General features: G+C 58.3%; 19 protein-coding genes and 1 pseudogene. 8 read left to right on the top strand and 12 right to left on the bottom strand.

The window, feature by feature from the left end; translation table 11 throughout:
* Positions 1-465 precede the first annotated feature (465 nt).
* Positions 466-1,215: a hypothetical protein gene (locus HALRU_RS09955; RefSeq protein WP_015301258.1), complete on the top strand. Its 750-nt coding sequence runs from the start codon at positions 466-468 to the stop codon at positions 1,213-1,215.
* Positions 1,216-1,280: 65 nt separating this feature from the next.
* Here HALRU_RS09955 and HALRU_RS09950 read toward each other — a convergent pair whose 3' ends face one another.
* Entirely contained in the window at positions 1,281-1,814 is a 534-nt protein-coding gene (locus HALRU_RS09950) for a hypothetical protein (protein WP_015301257.1), read from the bottom strand.
* Positions 1,815-2,094: 280 nt separating this feature from the next.
* Between HALRU_RS09950 and HALRU_RS09945 the strand changes: the two genes are divergently transcribed.
* Positions 2,095-2,349 (top strand): DUF7692 domain-containing protein, encoded by a 255-nt coding sequence (locus tag HALRU_RS09945; protein ID WP_015301256.1) that lies wholly within the window; start codon positions 2,095-2,097, stop codon positions 2,347-2,349.
* 102 nt (positions 2,350-2,451) lie between these two features.
* Positions 2,452-3,339, top strand: a complete 888-nt coding sequence (locus HALRU_RS09940; protein ID WP_015301255.1) for a DUF6414 family protein — start codon at positions 2,452-2,454, stop codon at positions 3,337-3,339.
* Between the two features lie 52 nt (positions 3,340-3,391).
* Here HALRU_RS09940 and HALRU_RS09935 read toward each other — a convergent pair whose 3' ends face one another.
* From HALRU_RS09935 to HALRU_RS09900, 9 genes and pseudogenes are all read right to left on the bottom strand, one after another.
* Positions 3,392-3,775, bottom strand: coding sequence for a hypothetical protein (locus tag HALRU_RS09935; protein WP_015301254.1), 384 nt, complete (start codon positions 3,773-3,775; stop codon positions 3,392-3,394).
* 154 nt (positions 3,776-3,929) lie between these two features.
* The gene (locus HALRU_RS09930) at positions 3,930-5,102 is read right to left on the bottom strand and encodes an ATP-binding protein (RefSeq protein ID WP_015301253.1); all 1,173 of its coding nucleotides are present in this window, start codon (positions 5,100-5,102) and stop codon (positions 3,930-3,932) included.
* Positions 5,099-5,893 (bottom strand): hypothetical protein, encoded by a 795-nt coding sequence (locus HALRU_RS09925; RefSeq protein WP_015301252.1) that lies wholly within the window; start codon positions 5,891-5,893, stop codon positions 5,099-5,101. The genes HALRU_RS09930 and HALRU_RS09925 overlap by 4 nt, the downstream gene beginning before the upstream one ends.
* Positions 5,890-6,429, bottom strand: coding sequence for a hypothetical protein (locus tag HALRU_RS09920; protein WP_015301251.1), 540 nt, complete (start codon positions 6,427-6,429; stop codon positions 5,890-5,892). The genes HALRU_RS09925 and HALRU_RS09920 overlap by 4 nt, the downstream gene beginning before the upstream one ends.
* A 2-nt stretch (positions 6,430-6,431) precedes the next feature.
* Positions 6,432-7,835 carry a PQQ-binding-like beta-propeller repeat protein gene (locus HALRU_RS15995; RefSeq protein WP_245547739.1) on the bottom strand — a complete coding sequence of 468 codons (1,404 nt, stop codon included), beginning with the start codon at positions 7,833-7,835 and terminating at the stop codon, positions 6,432-6,434.
* A gap of 1,113 nt (positions 7,836-8,948) precedes the next feature.
* Positions 8,949-9,092, bottom strand: a pseudogene (locus HALRU_RS16265) (twin-arginine translocation signal domain-containing protein); the annotation flags it as partial.
* Positions 9,089-9,649, bottom strand: coding sequence for a hypothetical protein (locus tag HALRU_RS09910; protein ID WP_015301249.1), 561 nt, complete (start codon positions 9,647-9,649; stop codon positions 9,089-9,091). The pseudogene HALRU_RS16265 and the gene HALRU_RS09910, both read right to left, overlap by 4 nt.
* Positions 9,650-9,653: 4 nt before the next feature.
* Complete coding sequence (locus HALRU_RS09905; RefSeq protein WP_015301248.1) at positions 9,654-10,055, bottom strand: hypothetical protein; 402 nt, start codon at positions 10,053-10,055, stop codon at positions 9,654-9,656.
* A gap of 103 nt (positions 10,056-10,158) precedes the next feature.
* Positions 10,159-10,605: a type IV pilin gene (locus HALRU_RS09900; protein WP_015301247.1), complete on the bottom strand. Its 447-nt coding sequence runs from the start codon at positions 10,603-10,605 to the stop codon at positions 10,159-10,161.
* A gap of 293 nt (positions 10,606-10,898) precedes the next feature.
* Here HALRU_RS09900 and HALRU_RS09895 point away from each other — a divergent pair, with 293 nt between their 5' ends.
* A complete protein-coding gene (locus tag HALRU_RS09895) occupies positions 10,899-11,681 on the top strand; it encodes a hypothetical protein (protein WP_015301246.1) in 783 nt (260 codons plus the stop codon).
* On the opposite strand, the gene HALRU_RS09890 is transcribed toward HALRU_RS09895, so the two are convergent.
* Complete coding sequence (locus tag HALRU_RS09890) at positions 11,682-11,957, bottom strand: transcriptional regulator (protein WP_148680499.1); 276 nt, start codon at positions 11,955-11,957, stop codon at positions 11,682-11,684.
* A gap of 508 nt (positions 11,958-12,465) precedes the next feature.
* On the opposite strand from HALRU_RS09890, the gene HALRU_RS15720 reads away from it, so the two are divergent.
* The 4 genes from HALRU_RS15720 (at position 12,466) to HALRU_RS09880 (ending at position 14,664) form a co-directional block, all read left to right on the top strand.
* A complete protein-coding gene (locus tag HALRU_RS15720; protein WP_015301244.1) occupies positions 12,466-12,636 on the top strand; it encodes a hypothetical protein in 171 nt (56 codons plus the stop codon).
* A complete protein-coding gene (locus tag HALRU_RS09885; RefSeq protein WP_015301243.1) occupies positions 12,633-13,721 on the top strand; it encodes a tyrosine-type recombinase/integrase in 1,089 nt (362 codons plus the stop codon). The genes HALRU_RS15720 and HALRU_RS09885 overlap by 4 nt, the downstream gene beginning before the upstream one ends.
* 456 nt (positions 13,722-14,177) lie before the next feature.
* Entirely contained in the window at positions 14,178-14,330 is a 153-nt protein-coding gene (locus HALRU_RS15715; protein ID WP_015301242.1) for a hypothetical protein, read from the top strand.
* A 79-nt stretch (positions 14,331-14,409) separates the two neighbouring features.
* Positions 14,410-14,664 (top strand): hypothetical protein, encoded by a 255-nt coding sequence (locus HALRU_RS09880; RefSeq protein WP_015301241.1) that lies wholly within the window; start codon positions 14,410-14,412, stop codon positions 14,662-14,664.
* An 11-nt stretch (positions 14,665-14,675) separates the two neighbouring features.
* Here HALRU_RS09880 and HALRU_RS09875 read toward each other — a convergent pair whose 3' ends face one another.
* Positions 14,676-16,022: a tRNA(Ile)(2)-agmatinylcytidine synthase gene (locus HALRU_RS09875; RefSeq protein ID WP_148680498.1), complete on the bottom strand. Its 1,347-nt coding sequence runs from the start codon at positions 16,020-16,022 to the stop codon at positions 14,676-14,678.
* Between the last annotated feature and the right edge of the window lie 159 nt (positions 16,023-16,181).

The following is a 16,181-nucleotide window of genomic DNA, read 5'->3' as shown; positions in this document are numbered from 1 at the left end:
CGCGAAAAATTTTCGACCCCAGGCCCCGCAGCTGTAATCAGCATGATAGCCGCGCCCGAGTGTGACCCCGATCTACACGGTCACTCGGCCATCGTCCGAGAAAGCCTGTGTCACGCAGTCGTGAGCGATCTCCACGACGTCGAGTATCGGTCGGACCTTACAGAGTGCGGGATGGTTCTGGGGCGTGGCGCGGCGCAGGAGACGGACCTTCGAAAGTCGATAGCCGAGCGTGGGGTCGAGATGTGCCCCGACTGCTGGCCCGCTCACGTCGTTTCAGAGGATCACCTTCACTAAACTTCCCCACTCTGTGCCGACTGACAGAGTCTCAAACTAACCGACGCGCCGCTGGCCGGTCCAACTGAAGCGAAGGGATGTAGGTCAAACCCCACCTAACATAACAGCATCCGGTGGATTTTGCACGAATTGCATGTAATTCTATATGGGAGGAAGTAGACAGTTCTGGACATGAGAAGTCTTTCAGAGTTTGTATTTGACATAGGTTACTTTCCCATAATACATGAATCGGTGAAGCAAGACTTCTTGAGTTGGTATTACAAGGGAACACAAACGGATTATGTTAAGGAGAATTATGATATTGAGATTTCAAAACTGACTGAGTTAGCTCAGAATGCCGGTACAGACGCTAAGAAGTTTAACCAAACCAACAAGTTGTCAGAACTTATCTCGATATTTGAGGATTGGGTTTCAAAGGCTAAAATCATAACTTACTATATTGCCGCAGCATGTGGAGGGTTGGGAGGTGGTCTCACCGTTGTCGGTGTATTGGAAATTCATTCTTCAATAGTATCAACCGCGTTCAAAGTTGTAGGAATTGGATTAGGAATCAGTGGCGTTGGTGCCATGTTGCTGTTGAACATATTGATCCATCAGATAAAAACAAATGCTGATTTAGTAACTAAGTTCAATCAGGAATTGGTGGAAATGCCGGGTGACATCCGCAACAACGATAGGGATTGGAATTTGATTGTGTCCAAGTTTCTATGGAACCGGAGCTTACTATCTCCATCAACCCACATTTGCTTAGTGATTCTATCTATTATCAGAACGATTAATGCAGGACTGTATGGGAGGATATCGGCCGAGTTGAAGGAAGAGGTCCAGGAGTGCGCAGGCATGAACTCAGGAGAATTCATACGACGGCAAGTGCGTCGAACTGTTGATGATAGGATCCCCTCCTACCTTGAGCAGGACTGATGATATATCCATTCCTGGGGTTATAGCTCCAGTAATGGAACTTGCGGCAATTTCGAAACTGTAACTCACCGACCTAAGCTCTTAGAAGACGGAAGTTCAATGGAAAATCCCCATGGCTTGTCGTTTTCCCTCTGCGTGTTTATTTCTCCAATAGCTATATTGGCCTTATTTCTAACCTTGTGGACGTTGAAGCGTGTTGTAATTCCCTGTTCATCATAGGAATCCGGCGCTTCAAACCATCTCGACATTTGAACTTCTGTATAGAGCTCGATGATGCACCTTGCTTCTTCTTGGGAAAGTTCATAGAGGAGTTCTGAACTATTCTCGAATACTGGCGTAGGAACTTCTTCTAAGAGTATACGTATGTTTTCACTTCTCCCCATGGGGGTTGTCCAAACGTCGCTTTTCTCCTTTCTGCGCCTATTCATCTCTTCTGTTTTTTCAACAATATTGTCAATTTCCGTTAGAAAGGCATTACGTATCTTCTGTCTCTTCAGGTATCTTTCCCACTGGTAGAATAGGATACGGCCGACCAGAATTGTAATGAAGGTACCAATCGCCCCAATAATGGCCCCTATGATCGTAGGGTTTAGATTCATTTATTGGTAGAAACGAAGGTTGTTTTGAATATAAGGATTGGGCAATCACCAATCCATCATTTTGACCTTTCACCTGTTATCCCCACCACTTGCGCGTCGAGAGAACCGGTTTCCCGAATATGCACACGAGCGCCAGCTGGCCGTGTGCATATCCCGTGCCGATCGAGCCCGCGGGCCCGGCACCACTCAGCCAGTCTGACAGAACTACCCCCGATTATGGGCTGTGGGCCGGGTCCAGTGAGACGAAAAAACTAGGATTCGGGGGTCCGTGTGTACGAGTATGCGAATCCGCACCGACGGTGACTACGCGTACCGAAAGGACGTGATCGAGCGAGCAGCGGACTACTACGGGTGTAACAAGACGAAGGCAGTCACGCAGGCGTGCGAGGACGTTCCCGAACTCGTCGCGGCAGCGCGCCAGGTACTCGAGCGCGACGACCTCACTGCCGAACAGCGTCAGGAGATCGCCGAGACACTCTCGACGAGAGTTGTTCGTTTCAATGTAGATTCTGAGGTTATAGTTTCAAAAGAATAGAGAGTACCTGAGTATTTGTTCGAGCTTCTTTTTGTCACCAGATTCTGGACTGGCTAACCATTAGTGACGGATATTTAATAACCCTCTCACTGAAATAGTTGTATGTCTTCAGAATGGCATGACCCGGAGCCACGTGAATTCGTATATTTAGACGAAGAGAGCATTAATGGCCATCTTTCCTCAATAGGGGTAGGTGTCGCTACTGATGCCCAAAGGGAGTCCGAATCGGAGAGTGAACGTCAGGGGCGATTAAGGTCTATACTACCTCTATTTGCAGGCGCTGTGGATGCCGAAGTGAGTCAAAGGGAGCTGGACTCACAAAACTTCCAACAACAAATTAAATTGACAGCACCTTATCGGTTTGACCGGCTACAGAAGGAATTCCAATCCGAAGGAATAGAAATCAAAGACCCATCCGATGAGGGAGTGAGTTTTGGAGATGTAGTGAAAATAGAAGGTGAAATGGAGGCGATGTCTCTTTTCCGGATTGAACTACACGATGAAGCCATAGCATCTTGGGGAGAGGCGTTTAGCGAAGCAGCTGAAACTGTTGAAAACTCCCCCGACGTTGATGATGAATTAATTGAAGAGTTGGGTCTAATGGGGGAAAAGGCCAAGGGTAACAAAGCGACGGCATCAATGGCAAAGAGACTACATTCAGATAGAGTGCCTCTCAGGTTAGATGATGATGGTCAATCATATGCAGTACCGTTGCGTCGAGACTCTAAGCGGACTCCACTAGCGCACGCTTTCTCTTCTCCCCGGCCCTACACCGTCTTTGGAAGAATAGAAGGACGAATCGGTACCAATGACTCATGGGTTCCCGGAGACATGATCCGTACTCTGAAAGCGTTATCAGAAGATGCTGGCACTCCATTTAATGAAGCGATTAGGGAGATCGCCGCTGGGCGAGATATTATGATGGAAGATCGTCATATGGGGGTAGAAGGGCCTGGGAAAGTTGTTCATCCGATTGCCATCTGGTGGTAGTTTTTATATAATATACAATTTTTATATGTCTATTGGCGTTTGGTTTTGAGTATTATAACACGTCGCAGATCGCGATCTTCGCCTGTTGGGTATCGCGGTGATCGCCGCCCCCGTGCCACCGGAGTAGCGGGAGATTCGCTGCCTTGACCATCTTGTCCTTGACGACCGTACAGCCTGAGCGGCCGTGCGGGCGGTAGACGACGAAGCAGTACCAGCCGTCGTGGCGACGGAGTTTCCGGTGATAGGCGTGGTAGACCTTGAAATTTCCCGGCTGACCGTCCGAGTGTTCGAGCATCGTCGACTTGATCTCGACCGGCGTGCCGTTTCCGAAGCGGGCATCGTGCCAGCTCGCCCGTTCGAGATCGAAGCGACGCTTCGCGGCCATCCGCTTCTCGCAGATCGTGCCGAAATGGTTCGCCCGCTTCGAGCGATTCACGCCGAATCACGCGCCACGCGCGTTTTATATATCGACTCCTCCCGGCTGTTACTTGTCCTGAGCGGTGGGCCGCAGGGTTTGAACCGAGTAGGTAAGTCCGCGGCCCTATTAGTGGGGTGTCTGCTGTCGTTGACGGGTTGTCGATGGCGTCCCGTCATGCGATTACGCCCTCGACGTTGGCAACCGTGTCGGTGTACCGGCCGTCGTTCTGATACTCGTTCCAGCGCTTCCGGACGGTCTCGTGGCTCCAGGGAACGAATTTCGCGACTTGGCGGTTACTCATTCCCTGCTGTTTCGCCCGGATCACGGTGTAGATCGCGGCCTGCTCGACCGCCTCGGCTTCGTCGAGTCCGTCGTCTTCGTCCTCGGCTCGCAGGTCGTGCCAACTCCAGGCGGTCGCCTCGTGCGTGTCGAAGCGCCAGTCAGTCGGCGGGATTCCGGTGATGCCCGCGATCTTGCCCTGGGGCTTGCGATTCCGGATCGAGTCGTAGATTGTCGCCTCTTTCTTTCCGTCCTTCTTGACCACCTTCGACTGCTCGCGAACCATCGGGTGGACGTCGCCGCCGTCGTGGCCGATAATGATCAGCGACCCACCGTACTTGCGGATCTTGTAGACGAGTGGCCCCATCTTCTGGCGGGTTTCGTAGCCCTGCGCGCCACCACCTGCGGCGTGCGAGCTCGCCTCGTCGAAGATGAACAGCTTCGGCGTCTGTGCGTTCTCGGTGGGTTCGCCGTCCTGCTTGATCCACTCGTCGAGCGCGCCGTAGTTGGCGAGCCAGCCGTCGCGAAGCCGGCCGTCGTCATCGGTCCACTCGGTGGTTTCTTCGAGCGTCTGGATGTTCGACGCGACCAGGGCGTCCCCCGGCTGGTGGTGACGCCAGCGCTGGCCGAGCAGGAGCGCGAAGTCAGTCTTCCCGCTGCCGGGCTCGGCGTAGATGTAGATGATCGACGCCGGGCCGGTGACGAGATCGTCGACGTTGCCGATCGCCTGAATGCCGCTCACGTCCGCGCGCTGGTTGGTGTCGCCGGTGAGGTGCTTGACCGTCGCCATGTCGCCGTTTTCGAGTGCCTGGCGGGCAACCTGGGTTCCTTCGATCCGCTGGATCTGGCGGTGCTTATCGAGGTCTTTGGACTTCGCCGGGAGTTCGTCGGGCCGGTCGCAGTCGGTTGGATCGTAGTGGACGGCGCGGATCGAGAGCGCCCGCTCGATCTTTGGGTCCCGAACGATGCCCGTGTGCGGGAGGAGTTCGCGGTTCTCGCGTGCCTGGTAGCCGTCCTGATGCTCCCGGAGTTGCGCCGCGGTGAAGATCTCCTGTTCGTCGGTCACCGCTGCTCACCTCCGTCCGTGGCGGCCTGATGGCCGGTGTCGACGGTGACGCCTTCGGGGTTCGCGACGGGATCGTACTCGTGTTCGTAGTCGCCGAGGTCGCGAATCTCGTCGGTGTCCCACTCCTGCGCTTCGTCTTCGGCCGCCTCGAACCGTTCTTTCACCGCCGTTTTCTGGCCCATTAGCCCACGCTCGTCGGCCTCGGCCTGGAAGTTCACCACGTCGCGTTCGATCTCGACGCCCATGCGCGAGATTCGAGCTCGCAACTTGTTGTAGGCGATCGCCGTCTCGATCAGCTGGCCGTGGATGTCTTCCAGCATCGCCTTCACCGTGATGAGTTTCGAGTCGGCGAGTTCTGAGAAGTGGCACCCGGTGACGATCAGCGTCTCCGTGTCCGCGTGCCACTCGAACTCCCGGACTTCGTAGGCGTCGCCGTCGTTAACGACGTAGGGAGACGGGCCTTCGACGGTCTTCTCGTCCCAGACGCCGGGCTCGACGTTGTACTTCTCGCGTTCGTCGGTCACGGCGTTAATGTGGTGGACGGTGACCCGGTGTCGGTCGCGAAGCCGCCGGGCGCCCGTGACGAACATCGCCAGCAGCGGCGGCCCGAAGATCATGAGCGCGGCGAGCCAGCCGTGGGCGATGGGCGGAATGCCTGGCAGTTCTGGCTTGAAGTAGAAGAACAGCGCGCCGATCGAGAAGACGAGGCCGATGATGAGCAGCTGCGCTTCGGCGGCGAGGTAGGTCGCGCGGTCCTTCCAGGAGGCGAAGGTAGTACCGAGCTCGCTCATGATGCGACACTCACCCCGCTGTCTTCCGAACGGACGACGTACAAGGCGCCGAGTCCGGCCATCGCGACTGTGATCGCGATACCGGACAGCAGTCCGCTTTCACCGCCGAAATTGCTCATCGGGTTGCGTTCGACGGCGCCAGTCGAGACGATCGCGCCGCCGCCGTTCTGGAGTGACTGTCTCGTCGCGATCGCGACGGCCGCACCCTGGCGGTCGGTAACCGAGAACCGGATGACGTTCTCACCTTCCTCGAGCTCGCGCTCGCCGTAGTTGAACTGGCTGGTTCCCTCGTCGAACGATCCAGCTTCGGTGAGTGAGATTGACGTCGATGCGTCAGCCTGGATGGTGATGAGGAACTGGCCCGGCGAATACTGCCAGTTGGTGATTCGTGTGTCCTCGTCGATAACCTCCTGGTAGTCGTCGCCGGCCGCCGCCGTCGTCTCGTTGCTCGCGTTTTGGGCTTGGGCCGCGACGCCACCGGTCGCGAGACACAGCGCCAGTGCTACCGTCGCGATTGCAATGAAAAGCCGGTGCACGGTCAGTCACCACCGACAAACGGGAGCAGGTCAGTCACCCAGCCGACAACCATGAATAGAATCGCGCCGATGACCACGAGGCCGATCCAGTCGCCCCCATCGTCGCCGCACCCGATCAGACAGGGCACTGAGGGGCCAGAATCCTCCTCCCGGTATATCGTCTCTTTGTATGTCGTGTGCTCCTCGACGTACTCCGCGTATTCCTGGCTGTCATAGGTGTCGTAGCCGGGTTCGTTGTAATCCGACGAATCGAGTTCGTTACCGTCTGCATCGGTAATCTCCTCGATAGTAATCGACCCAGACTGCAGTTCGTACTCCTCCCCATTTGCTACGTCGAAGAACAGCGCGTTGGAGAGTTTCCCGCCGGGTTTTCCGGGGATCGAAGGACCAGACGCCACTTTATACTGAACGTTCATCGAACTAGTCGACCAGGATCGGGAACCGGTCGAGTCGAACGCGACGATCTCGTCATAGCTCGCCGTGACGATCTCGCTTCCCGACGGCGTGACCGTTACGACCTCCGGTTCGTAGGTGTGAGACGAGTTCGTCCACCGGGTAGACCCATCTGACGTGTTGATTGCGTACACGTCCGAAGTGTTCCCATTGACCGAATAGACGGCTTCACCGTCCGGCCCTGCGGAGGTTCGCGCAGAGTTGTTCGGGTCCGAGAAGGTGCGTTTCTGTGTTCCATCTGCAGTGTCCACTATGTGGAACGTCGAGCCGTCGGTCGCGATGGCTTCCGAACCGTCGCCCAGTAGGTCGATATCGACCAACGCGGAGGAAGCTTCCGTGTACTCCCAATCGACCGATCCATCAGCCGTCGAGACGCGACGGATGGCCGAGCCAGAAGCAACTATGAGCCAGTCGCCGTCGTGTTGGGCGCTGAGTGCCGCGATTTCGCCACCGATGTTTTCCGACCAGAGGCCAGAGCCGTCGGCCGGGTCGATCGCATCGAGGACGCCATCGTTAGTCCCGATGTAGACGGCCTCATCAGCCGGATCAACGGCGATTGATTCGCAGGGACCAGACACCGACCCAGTCCACTCGATGGAACCAGAGGTAGCATCATGGCAATCGACGTTTCCGCCGTTGTTGTCTGCGACGAACACCTTATCCCCTTTCACCGATTCGGCGATTGCCATGCCGTTGGAGAACGAGTGATCAGATGCCCAGATTTCGGACCCATCGGACGGGTCGATTGCGTAGATACTCGAATCAGCACCGACGCCGTAGACACGCTCCCTCGGGAAATACACCTCACCAGATGCGATCTCACTCACATCAGTTCGAGCGAACAACTGGCCTTCGAGTTCCAATGACTCGAAATCTGTCGGAATGACGTTCCTGTCTCCCGAATCGGTGTACTCTACCTTGCTGTCGGTCGCGCCCTGGAGCGTGACCGACATACTCGCGACGTTCGAGAGGTCCGATCGGGACATTCCGAGTTGCTGCATCAACGCCAGCTGAAAGCGCGAGTCACTCGCGTCGTCCGTACCGGAGAGGAAACGAGCGATTCCAGCGGAGCCACGGATATCGCCCGGATCTATCGTGCCGTCGTCCATCAGCGCGTACAATTCACCGACGAAATTGGCATCGTAGTTGCCGACGATCGTGTCACTCTGGTCTTGGATTTCAGTAAGAATCTTCATGAGTTCGCGAAGATCGAATACGGTTTTCGACTCGCGAAGCTGATTCCCATCCGAATCGGTGATCGGTGGGATGGTGAATTTTAGATTCGTGTGGATTACTGAATTATCCGAGAGTGTGAACACGAATTCATCTGCCGACGAATCGTATGCGTCGATCGTCTCATCCGAGAGCGGGACAATCTCATCAACTTTCGACGCGCCGTCAGCGTAATAACTGTCGTCGTAAATCTCGAGGATGGGCGTCATCGGTTCGTCAAGCGGATTGTCATCCGCGTTTTGAACCCCGACGCCGACCGTGTGCTCGGTGCCGTCGTGGCGCGTGATGGTCGAGCTGGTCAACCCAGGATCGTCCTTCGACAGATCGGCAGTGCCGTCGGGCCGGAACACGATTTGGCCAGTTACCGTGTCATCTTCGTTCTGCCACGCCGTAGGGACCGTGAAAACCGGGTCGGTCTGGTCCCCAGCGTGTTGAATAACACGGTAGGACAGGAGCGCCTTATTGGCGATCTCGATCGCGTTGTGTTCCGGCGCATCCGCGTAGTACGATCGGATTCGAGCGAGTGCGTTTGATAAGGCCTCGTTCTCCGTCGCACCGTTTTCGTAGCTCTGGGCGATTCCGTCACGGGCTTCGATATCTGCAATCGTCGAGGCGTCCGTGAGCCGGTTGTTGAACTGGACGACGTGGCCGTCCCAGCCCTCTTTTTGCTGTGTCGCCTGTTGGTGCAGCGTGAGACGATCGCCCGTGTCGGGCGTAGAGCCGAACACGCCATCGATCGCGGAGCCGATGGCAGAGACAGCCAGAAACCCCGGTGAGATTATTGGCGTAGCGACGAGTGACGGCGCCGTCGTTGCCGACACAGATTGACTCGGGATCGCGCCCATTCCCATCGCGGCGCCAGCTGCGGCGCCGGTCTTGAGCAGAGTACGTCGCGTTATCTCGCGCCCTTCCGGGCGGTGGTGATCGACAGGATCACCTCCGTTCGCCGAGTCGACCGTGATCGGGTCCGCGCTCATTCGCCACCTCCGCGCCGACGTGCGGCGACGAACGCGGTAGCGAGTGCCAGCGCGGCGACGGCGGCGCCGAGCGTGAAGCCGGGCATTCCGTCGCCGTCGACGACGACTGGGCCGCCGATCAGCCCGCCGATTTCGACGCTGTCGACGTTCTCCTCGGTGCTGGTGAGAATCAGCCGATACTCGGTGCTGAGGTTCAGCGCGTCCGTCTCGGAGACGTTCACCTCCTCGGTGATCGTCTCGCCGGGATCGCCGGTGACCGTGACGTTGTGCAACTCGGTGGCCGTCGCCGGATCGTCGGCGTACTCGGTTTCGTTGTAGAACGTCGCGGTCACCGTCTCGGTGTCCGTCTCGTTGAACTCGTCGGCGAAGTCGACGGTCACCTCCAGCGGGTCCGTGTCCGCGGAGACGTTCACCGTCTCGTTTCCGAGCTCGTCCGGGCCGTCGGCCGTCGCGACCGCGGCGCCGAAGACGATCGCGCCGATCGCGAACAGTGCAACCGCGACGATCGCGGCGAAGCGGTACCCCGTCCTGCAGTGAGTGGATTGTGCGGTGGGCATGGGCTCAGTAGTAGGCGATGAGGTAGTAGCCGGCGCTGTTGATCATGACGAGCAGGCCGCCCGCGTACCAGTACGTGTCCATCGCCGCTGCGACCGGCGGAACGAGGACTGCCGCGAAGTTCAGCAGGACCATCGCGCCGATGATCGCCAGCTGCTCCTGGCTGTAGTCAGACGTGTCCCTGGCTTCGTTGGTGAGCCAGGCGATCACCAGGACGACGATCGAGGCGATGAACGCGTAGGTAATCTCGACGCCGGACGCGGCATAGAGCACGTCCGACAGCGAGAACGAGAGCGGTTGATCGAGGCTGAACGTCCCGAGCCCTCCCATCACGAGGGAAGCCGCGACGAACAGCGGTGCGAGCAGTGCGTCTGTGAGGTCAACTCCTTTCGATTGCGTCAGTGCCATGGGATGATACCCAAGCGGCCGATTTCCTGACGCGAGCCATATACCTCACATTCGGTTAGAGGCGCGAAGAAATGGGTCCGGTACTCAGCGATTCTCGGACGAGTTAGTTTCCGACAGTGAACGAGCCAGCGGTCTCCTCTTGCTGGCCTTCAACAGCAATCACATTCACTTCTTTCTCATCAGCTGGAGCGTCGAATGTGACAGTGATTATATCCCCGGTCGAGGGATTCTCGGCGAATTTGTCCGCATTGCCATCAGAGAAGGAAACGTTGCTGAGATCGCCGGCTTGGCCTCCGAGCATGAAGTATTCAGCGCTTCCGGTCTCCTGAATTGTGATTTTCACTTCATCGTTGCTAGAACTCACATCCGACGTAGTTTGAGCGTTGATTGGGCTCTCTGTACTGTCACCGAAGTCCATCACGAGCGTCGCGATGACGGCCGCCAGAATGACCGTGATAGCGACCATTAAGATTACTCCGATAACAGGCGAGACAGCCCGTTCATCGTCCGATCCGACCAATTTATCGCGAATTGTTTTTCCGTCCATCATGTTGATCTCCTCCAGTTGGGAAAGCGTATCCAACGCGTCAGCATCGACCTACGTGCGTCCGTCCATCGCGGAGCGGGCGCCGTCCACGGCTTTCTCTGTGACTGGATTCAAACAAGACGGGGAACGGCTATCTAATAAACCTACTTGCCAGAGTGAGTTTCAAGGCGTCCTAACTGTCCACTGGTCGGTTCCAAGCACCTCTTGAAGCCGCTGAAACTCTTGAAATCGACATATCTGTGGCGGAGCGTGAGCGCCCATAACCGTTTTGGACGGCTCGGCCCCTGAGTCGAATGATGACCGACGAGGCGATCGTGACTGCCGAGGATCTCGCGCGCACCTACGACGGTGGCTACTACGATGACGTCTGGCCGATCGTACAACAGTACTGGGACGTGATGGACTACCGATCGCGCCACCCAAACAAAGGTTCGTCTGCGATCGCGAGCGCGCTCGAACTCCCGCGAAGCCGTATCCGTACTTGGCTCGACGGGGGACAGCCCGATGCGGCCCATGCTATCGACGTTGCGCGTCGGATGAACTGGATCGAAACCGATGCGACGAGTCCGACGTTCGAAGGACTGAACGCCATGGTTTCGAACGTGTTTTCAGGTGGGTCGATTGCCGAGCAGTACTATCGGCCGTCGTTTGCGCTCGATCCGAACCGACGCCAGCTGCACATCGTCGACGCGATCGAGGCGGTCGGCGTCGACTACGAGATCGTCGACGATCGTGACGGCCGGGCAGATGAAGTGCGTCCGACCGAACACGGTACGATTCTGGGCCGGGTGCTTGCGTGTCTCGGCGCTCCTGTAGGTTCGAAGACTCAGCAACGAATTGAGTTGCCCGGGTACCTGGAGGACGCGCCAGACGCGATTCGAGAGACGTTCGTGCTTTGCTATCTGGAAAATCGCGCGACAAAGCCCCACAACGGGATTGTGCGGTTCCGCGAGGAGCGAACCGATGCGTACCTCCGAGATCTGGCCCGATTGATCGAAGACGTGGCGGGCGCTTCCGTTTCGGTTTCCGAAAAGAACGTGATCCTCTCGCGGGACGCGACGGACGCGATCGGGCAGTGACTATTCGATATTGTCGGCGTCGAGCTCGCCCGCGAGATATGCGCGGCCTTTGTCAGTGATCTTGTACGGAGATCCCTTTCCCTCCTCGGTCTTTTCGAGGTACCCGTTCTTTGCCAAGCGCGCCATTTTCCGGGAGAACGTACTTAGACTCTTGTCGACCATTTCGAACTCCTCAACGAGGTTGTAGTGAACGGCCCCAGGCTTCAGTGCAATCGGTTGATCGTCGACATCAGCTTCATCGAGAAATTCAAGGATAGCGTCGTCTACTTCGTTCATCCACGGTACCCTGGGGCGCATAACCCCGTTTTCCCCGGTACCTTTCTTAGACTCTCCGATGTTGTGACAGATCGCATGTTATGTCCTTCTTGTGCATATTCTATTGCACAGATTTAAGATGTTGTGAATATTTGGCCACGGTGACAGAGTTCCGCTTGGGCTTGGGCCGACCGATGAGTTGAAGAAAAGTGACGACCCGCGTTGTGGCGCGGGTCTGAGCGGTTCTCTGGTGTGAGAGAACCATGTCAGAATCAGGCGCGGCGGGATATGAAAGTCCCATTCGGCAGTGGTGTATCGGAAATTCCGGAAAGTGGGCTCTCTTGCTTATGGGGCCCGGTCAGCAACAGTCTACTCGACCAACGGACGCCCACCGGGCGCGCGCACCTGGACATGATGTGCGCCCGGTTCCGTCCGTGGTCCCACAAGGTGAGACCATGCAGGCAAACATTCGCACGACCCTTCAGCGTATCGCTAACAGCCAGTTTTCAGACACTCCCGAGGTGGCCGCATGAGCGTCCAACCCGTTGAACCCGGCCAGTGCGACACGCCGCGCTGCGACGGGACGGCCGAGGAGATCACTCCCGAGGGCTACGTCTGCGCCAGTTGCGCGCGGGAGATCGAACACGCCTATCGCGAAGCCAAGCGCCGCGATCGCGCCGGACAGGAGGTAAGACAGTGAGCGAGCTCGAACCACTCAGCCCTCTCGAAGCGCTCGAACTATGGCTTGAACGGCTGCAGTCTACTCGATCCGAGGCGACGATCGAGAGCTACCGCTACCGGATGCAATCGTTTGTCGAGTGGTGCGATGAGGAGGAAATCGACAATCTGAACGACCTGACGAGTCGTGACGTGTTTCGGTACGATTCGGAGCGCCGGAGCGAAGGGCTCAGCCCGGCGACACTGAAGACTCAGCTCGGAACGCTGAAGCTCTTCCTCGAGTTCTGCGACCGACTCGAAGCCGTCCCCGAAGGCCTGTACGAGAAGGTCGAGGTTCCGACAGTCGAGTTAGCGGAGCGAGTCAACGACGAGCTCGTTCGCGCTGAACGAGCCGAGCAGATCCTCGAAGACCTCGAACTGTACGACCGGGCATCACGCCGCCACGCTATCTTCGCGATTGCTTGGCACTGCGGGTGCCGGCTGGGTGGGCTTCGCGCGCTCGATCTCGAAGACTGTTTCTTCGAGCCGTCGGACCTCGATCGTCTACGCCACCAGGACGACATCGATCACGAAGCGCTCGAAGAGGTCGATCTCCCGTTCCTGTACTTCCGCCACCGGCCCGAGACCGACACGCCGCTGAAGAACAAGAAACAGGGAGAGCGCCCCGTCGCGCTGTCTGACGACGTTGCCAGCCTGATCAAAAGCTACATCCAGGTCAAACGGGCGAAGCGGTCGGACGGCGACCGACGGCCGTTATTCACGACCGAGAAGGGCGACAACGCCCGCGTTTCGAAGTCGAGCATTAGGCGAGACATCTATATCCTGACTCAGCCCTGTCGCTACGGGACGTGCCCGCACAACCGCGACGAGGAGAACTGCGAGGCGCTGAAACACGGACACGAAGCGCGCTGCCCAAGTTCACGATCTCCCCATCCAATCCGAACCGGCGCGATCACCCATATGCGCGACGAGGGATGGCCGCCGGAGGTCGTCGCCGAACGAGTGAACGCCACCCCTGAGGTCATCAGGGCGCACTATGACCACCCCGACCCGATCCGCCGAATGCAGTCTCGGCGGTCATTCCTCAACAAGGAGGCTGATACATGATTTCCAAATCCAGCAGTAGACGGACCAGTACGTCCAAAAACCGGATTGTCGCGCTCGGCGGTCCCACTCGAACTTCTGAAAGCAGTCATCTCTGCTCTCTAAGCACCCGCTACCGGCCGAAAATCCACTTCTCGGACCCCTGGGTAAGCAGTTGCTACTGGCGACTGAAATCGGTCCGTTGCGGCGGTCCAGACTTCCTGTGGGCCAGTAAGCCTAACACGCGGTCGAACACACTGAAAAACGGCGAGGGGACGGCGCTGTCGGTGCCGATAGGGGGCTCGACGAACGCTGGCCGACCCTCGCCTGTGTACTCCGACGCCGATCGAGTCTCAGCCGTCGCTACAGTGAGCCGAGATTGATGGCTGAAACGCGGGGGAAATGCGACATTACCACCGGGCCAGCCGGTGAATCGTAGAAACGGTTTTGTAATCGACCAAGGTGTTCTCGTGTGTCACAATGCGACGGCTCAGTCAACTCTCCGAATCGTGTCGGACACACCTCGAACTGGCGCTGGCGGCCGACGACCCGGCCGAGAAGGACTACCACATTCGATCAGTTATGCAAGCCGGCTGTGTCGAGGAGGTTCCCGACGAGTTCCGTGGGGACTGACTGCAGGTATTGTGGTGACAATTACGCACACTGACCGGTGCCCTGTTCCATTTTCATCTCACACCGCGTACCGGAGCGCGTGACCGAACTCGAAATTCCGCCCGACGCCGACGAACCGACTGCGGCGTCACTCGTTCGTGACTTCGTCGACGAAGGTGTGCTCGTCGAGGTGCACACGGCCGACACGATGGGCCACAGCGTCTCCGAATCGCCCACAGTCGAAGGCGAGGTCACTGGCTTCGAACCCGGCTATCTGGAACTCGACGGCGAGGGACCGACTGGCAAAGGGGTCAGGTGGGACGAGGTGTCGTTACTCACCCGGATCGAGACCTGACGCTGTCTCGGTCAGCGCTCGGGATGTGTGGGCGCGTCGAAGCCACCACGGATCAGCGGCTTCGCGATGTGACGGCGCGCCCGTGGCGGCACCTCGTACCAGCCCACTTCGAGGTTCCGGTCGATCGAGACCCGGTCGCGGGTCGAGGTCGACGTTCCACAGTCCCGACAGCGGTACCCCTGATCGCTCCCGGCGCTCTTCATGGTCCGGTCGCACGACGGGCAGGCAGGCGTGACCGATTGCTCCCTGCGGAGGTCCCGGACGGCGAACTTCTCGAGTTTGAGCGTTCCGCGCGCGACTTCGCCGCAGACGGTCACGCAGTCTCCCGGGCGGAGCGCTCGGACGTGGTCGCGGAATCGTTTCGTCGGTTCGAACGCGACGCAGGTTCGTTCGTGCTCGGGAGGATCGTGCCCGTCCGGGGCTGTGGTGTGTCCGTCGGTCGTGTCGGCCGGCGGTTGGTCACCCCAGCCGGCGGCGATGGTGACGAAGACGTGTCCGCCACGTCGTGTTTCGGGCTCACTCGTCACGATCCCATCGACGGTGTAGGCGTGCCCGTTCTCTAGCGTTCCGAGGCGGCCGGGCTGAAGGTGGGCATCGGTTCCCTGATTGGTCAGGAATCGCTCGCTGCTCGCGATCGGTTCGCCCTCGAGACTCGCGACGACGTCGTCGACGGCGGCTGCCTGGTCGCCCCGAATGCCGGCCAGTACCGGCCCCGGCGTCCGGGGCACGCAGACGAGCTCGCCGGTCCCCCGGTCGATCGTGTCCCAGACGGTCGGGTACGCCCGTTGTGCAGCGGTACGAAGCGATTCCGGGTCCACCTCCCGTGGCGTTCCCCATCGCGTCGGCTCTCGGTAGGTGATGTGTTCGACGGTCCACTCGTCGAACGCGCGCCAGGCACCGACGGCCGCGAGTGCACCGATGCGGCCACGGCCGTTCCCCCAGCTGCGGTGTCGGTAGCCTGTCTCGTCGAGGACCGTCTTGGCGTCGTCGATCGAGAGCTGTTCGTGAATTGCCCGTCGTGAAAACGTCGCCACCGTGTCGTTCACACTCTCGTGGGTGTCCGAGGCTGTCGATTCGGTGACGACGAGCCCGGGATTCGTTCGGTCGTCGGCGGTGATCGCCAACTCGTCGAGCCGGTCTTCGGCGATTCGGAGCGCCGCCTCGGGATCGACGTCGGTGTGAATCGCGATCGCTGCGTTGCCCCGCGTTTTGTACTCGACGGCGGGGTTGAGCCGAATCAGCAGGAGTCGGTCGACGGTGCCGTGCTGGCGCAATTGCGACGCGATCCGGCTGGCGACGTAGGTGGTACACATCCCTCGTTCGCGGGAGTCGGTGTCGTCCAGCCCGACGATCGTCATATACATCCCTTGGTGCGTGGGCTGGTACGCGTTTCGGACTGCGAGTGTGTGTGTGTGTGTGTGTGTGTGAACACCCAGATCCCTCTCGAACATCGGCGAGCAGGCGACCCGCTCTTCGGGTCACTTTCTACAAACCTATCCGGCGATATCTTCGATTAG

Source organism: Halovivax ruber XH-70 (genome assembly GCF_000328525.1).
Classification (GTDB): domain Archaea; phylum Halobacteriota; class Halobacteria; order Halobacteriales; family Natrialbaceae; genus Halovivax; species Halovivax ruber.
Note: the sequence above shows the minus strand (reverse complement) of the source record. Positions and strands in the feature narration are given on the sequence as shown.

Excerpts from the sequence above, each read along its gene's own strand:
- HALRU_RS15720 (WP_015301244.1), top strand. The coding sequence starts at position 12,466 with ATGAGCGTCCAACCCGTTGAACCCGGCCAGTGCGACACGCCGCGCTGC.
- HALRU_RS09895 (WP_015301246.1), top strand. The coding sequence starts at position 10,899 with ATGACCGACGAGGCGATCGTGACTGCCGAGGATCTCGCGCGCACCTAC.
- HALRU_RS09955 (WP_015301258.1), top strand. The coding sequence starts at position 466 with ATGAGAAGTCTTTCAGAGTTTGTATTTGACATAGGTTACTTTCCCATA.
- HALRU_RS09945 (WP_015301256.1), top strand. The coding sequence starts at position 2,095 with ATGCGAATCCGCACCGACGGTGACTACGCGTACCGAAAGGACGTGATC.
- HALRU_RS09890 (WP_148680499.1), bottom strand. The coding sequence starts at position 11,957 with ATGAACGAAGTAGACGACGCTATCCTTGAATTTCTCGATGAAGCTGAT.
- HALRU_RS15715 (WP_015301242.1), top strand. The coding sequence starts at position 14,178 with ATGCGACGGCTCAGTCAACTCTCCGAATCGTGTCGGACACACCTCGAA.
- HALRU_RS09875 (WP_148680498.1), bottom strand. The coding sequence starts at position 16,022 with ATGACGATCGTCGGGCTGGACGACACCGACTCCCGCGAACGAGGGATG.
- HALRU_RS09905 (WP_015301248.1), bottom strand. The coding sequence starts at position 10,055 with ATGGCACTGACGCAATCGAAAGGAGTTGACCTCACAGACGCACTGCTC.
- HALRU_RS09940 (WP_015301255.1), top strand. The coding sequence starts at position 2,452 with ATGTCTTCAGAATGGCATGACCCGGAGCCACGTGAATTCGTATATTTA.
- HALRU_RS09950 (WP_015301257.1), bottom strand. The coding sequence starts at position 1,814 with ATGAATCTAAACCCTACGATCATAGGGGCCATTATTGGGGCGATTGGT.
- HALRU_RS09900 (WP_015301247.1), bottom strand. The coding sequence starts at position 10,605 with ATGATGGACGGAAAAACAATTCGCGATAAATTGGTCGGATCGGACGAT.
- HALRU_RS09925 (WP_015301252.1), bottom strand. The coding sequence starts at position 5,893 with ATGAGCGAGCTCGGTACTACCTTCGCCTCCTGGAAGGACCGCGCGACC.
- HALRU_RS15995 (WP_245547739.1), bottom strand. The coding sequence starts at position 7,835 with ATGTCGGTCACGCTCCAGGGCGCGACCGACAGCAAGGTAGAGTACACC.
- HALRU_RS09910 (WP_015301249.1), bottom strand. The coding sequence starts at position 9,649 with ATGCCCACCGCACAATCCACTCACTGCAGGACGGGGTACCGCTTCGCC.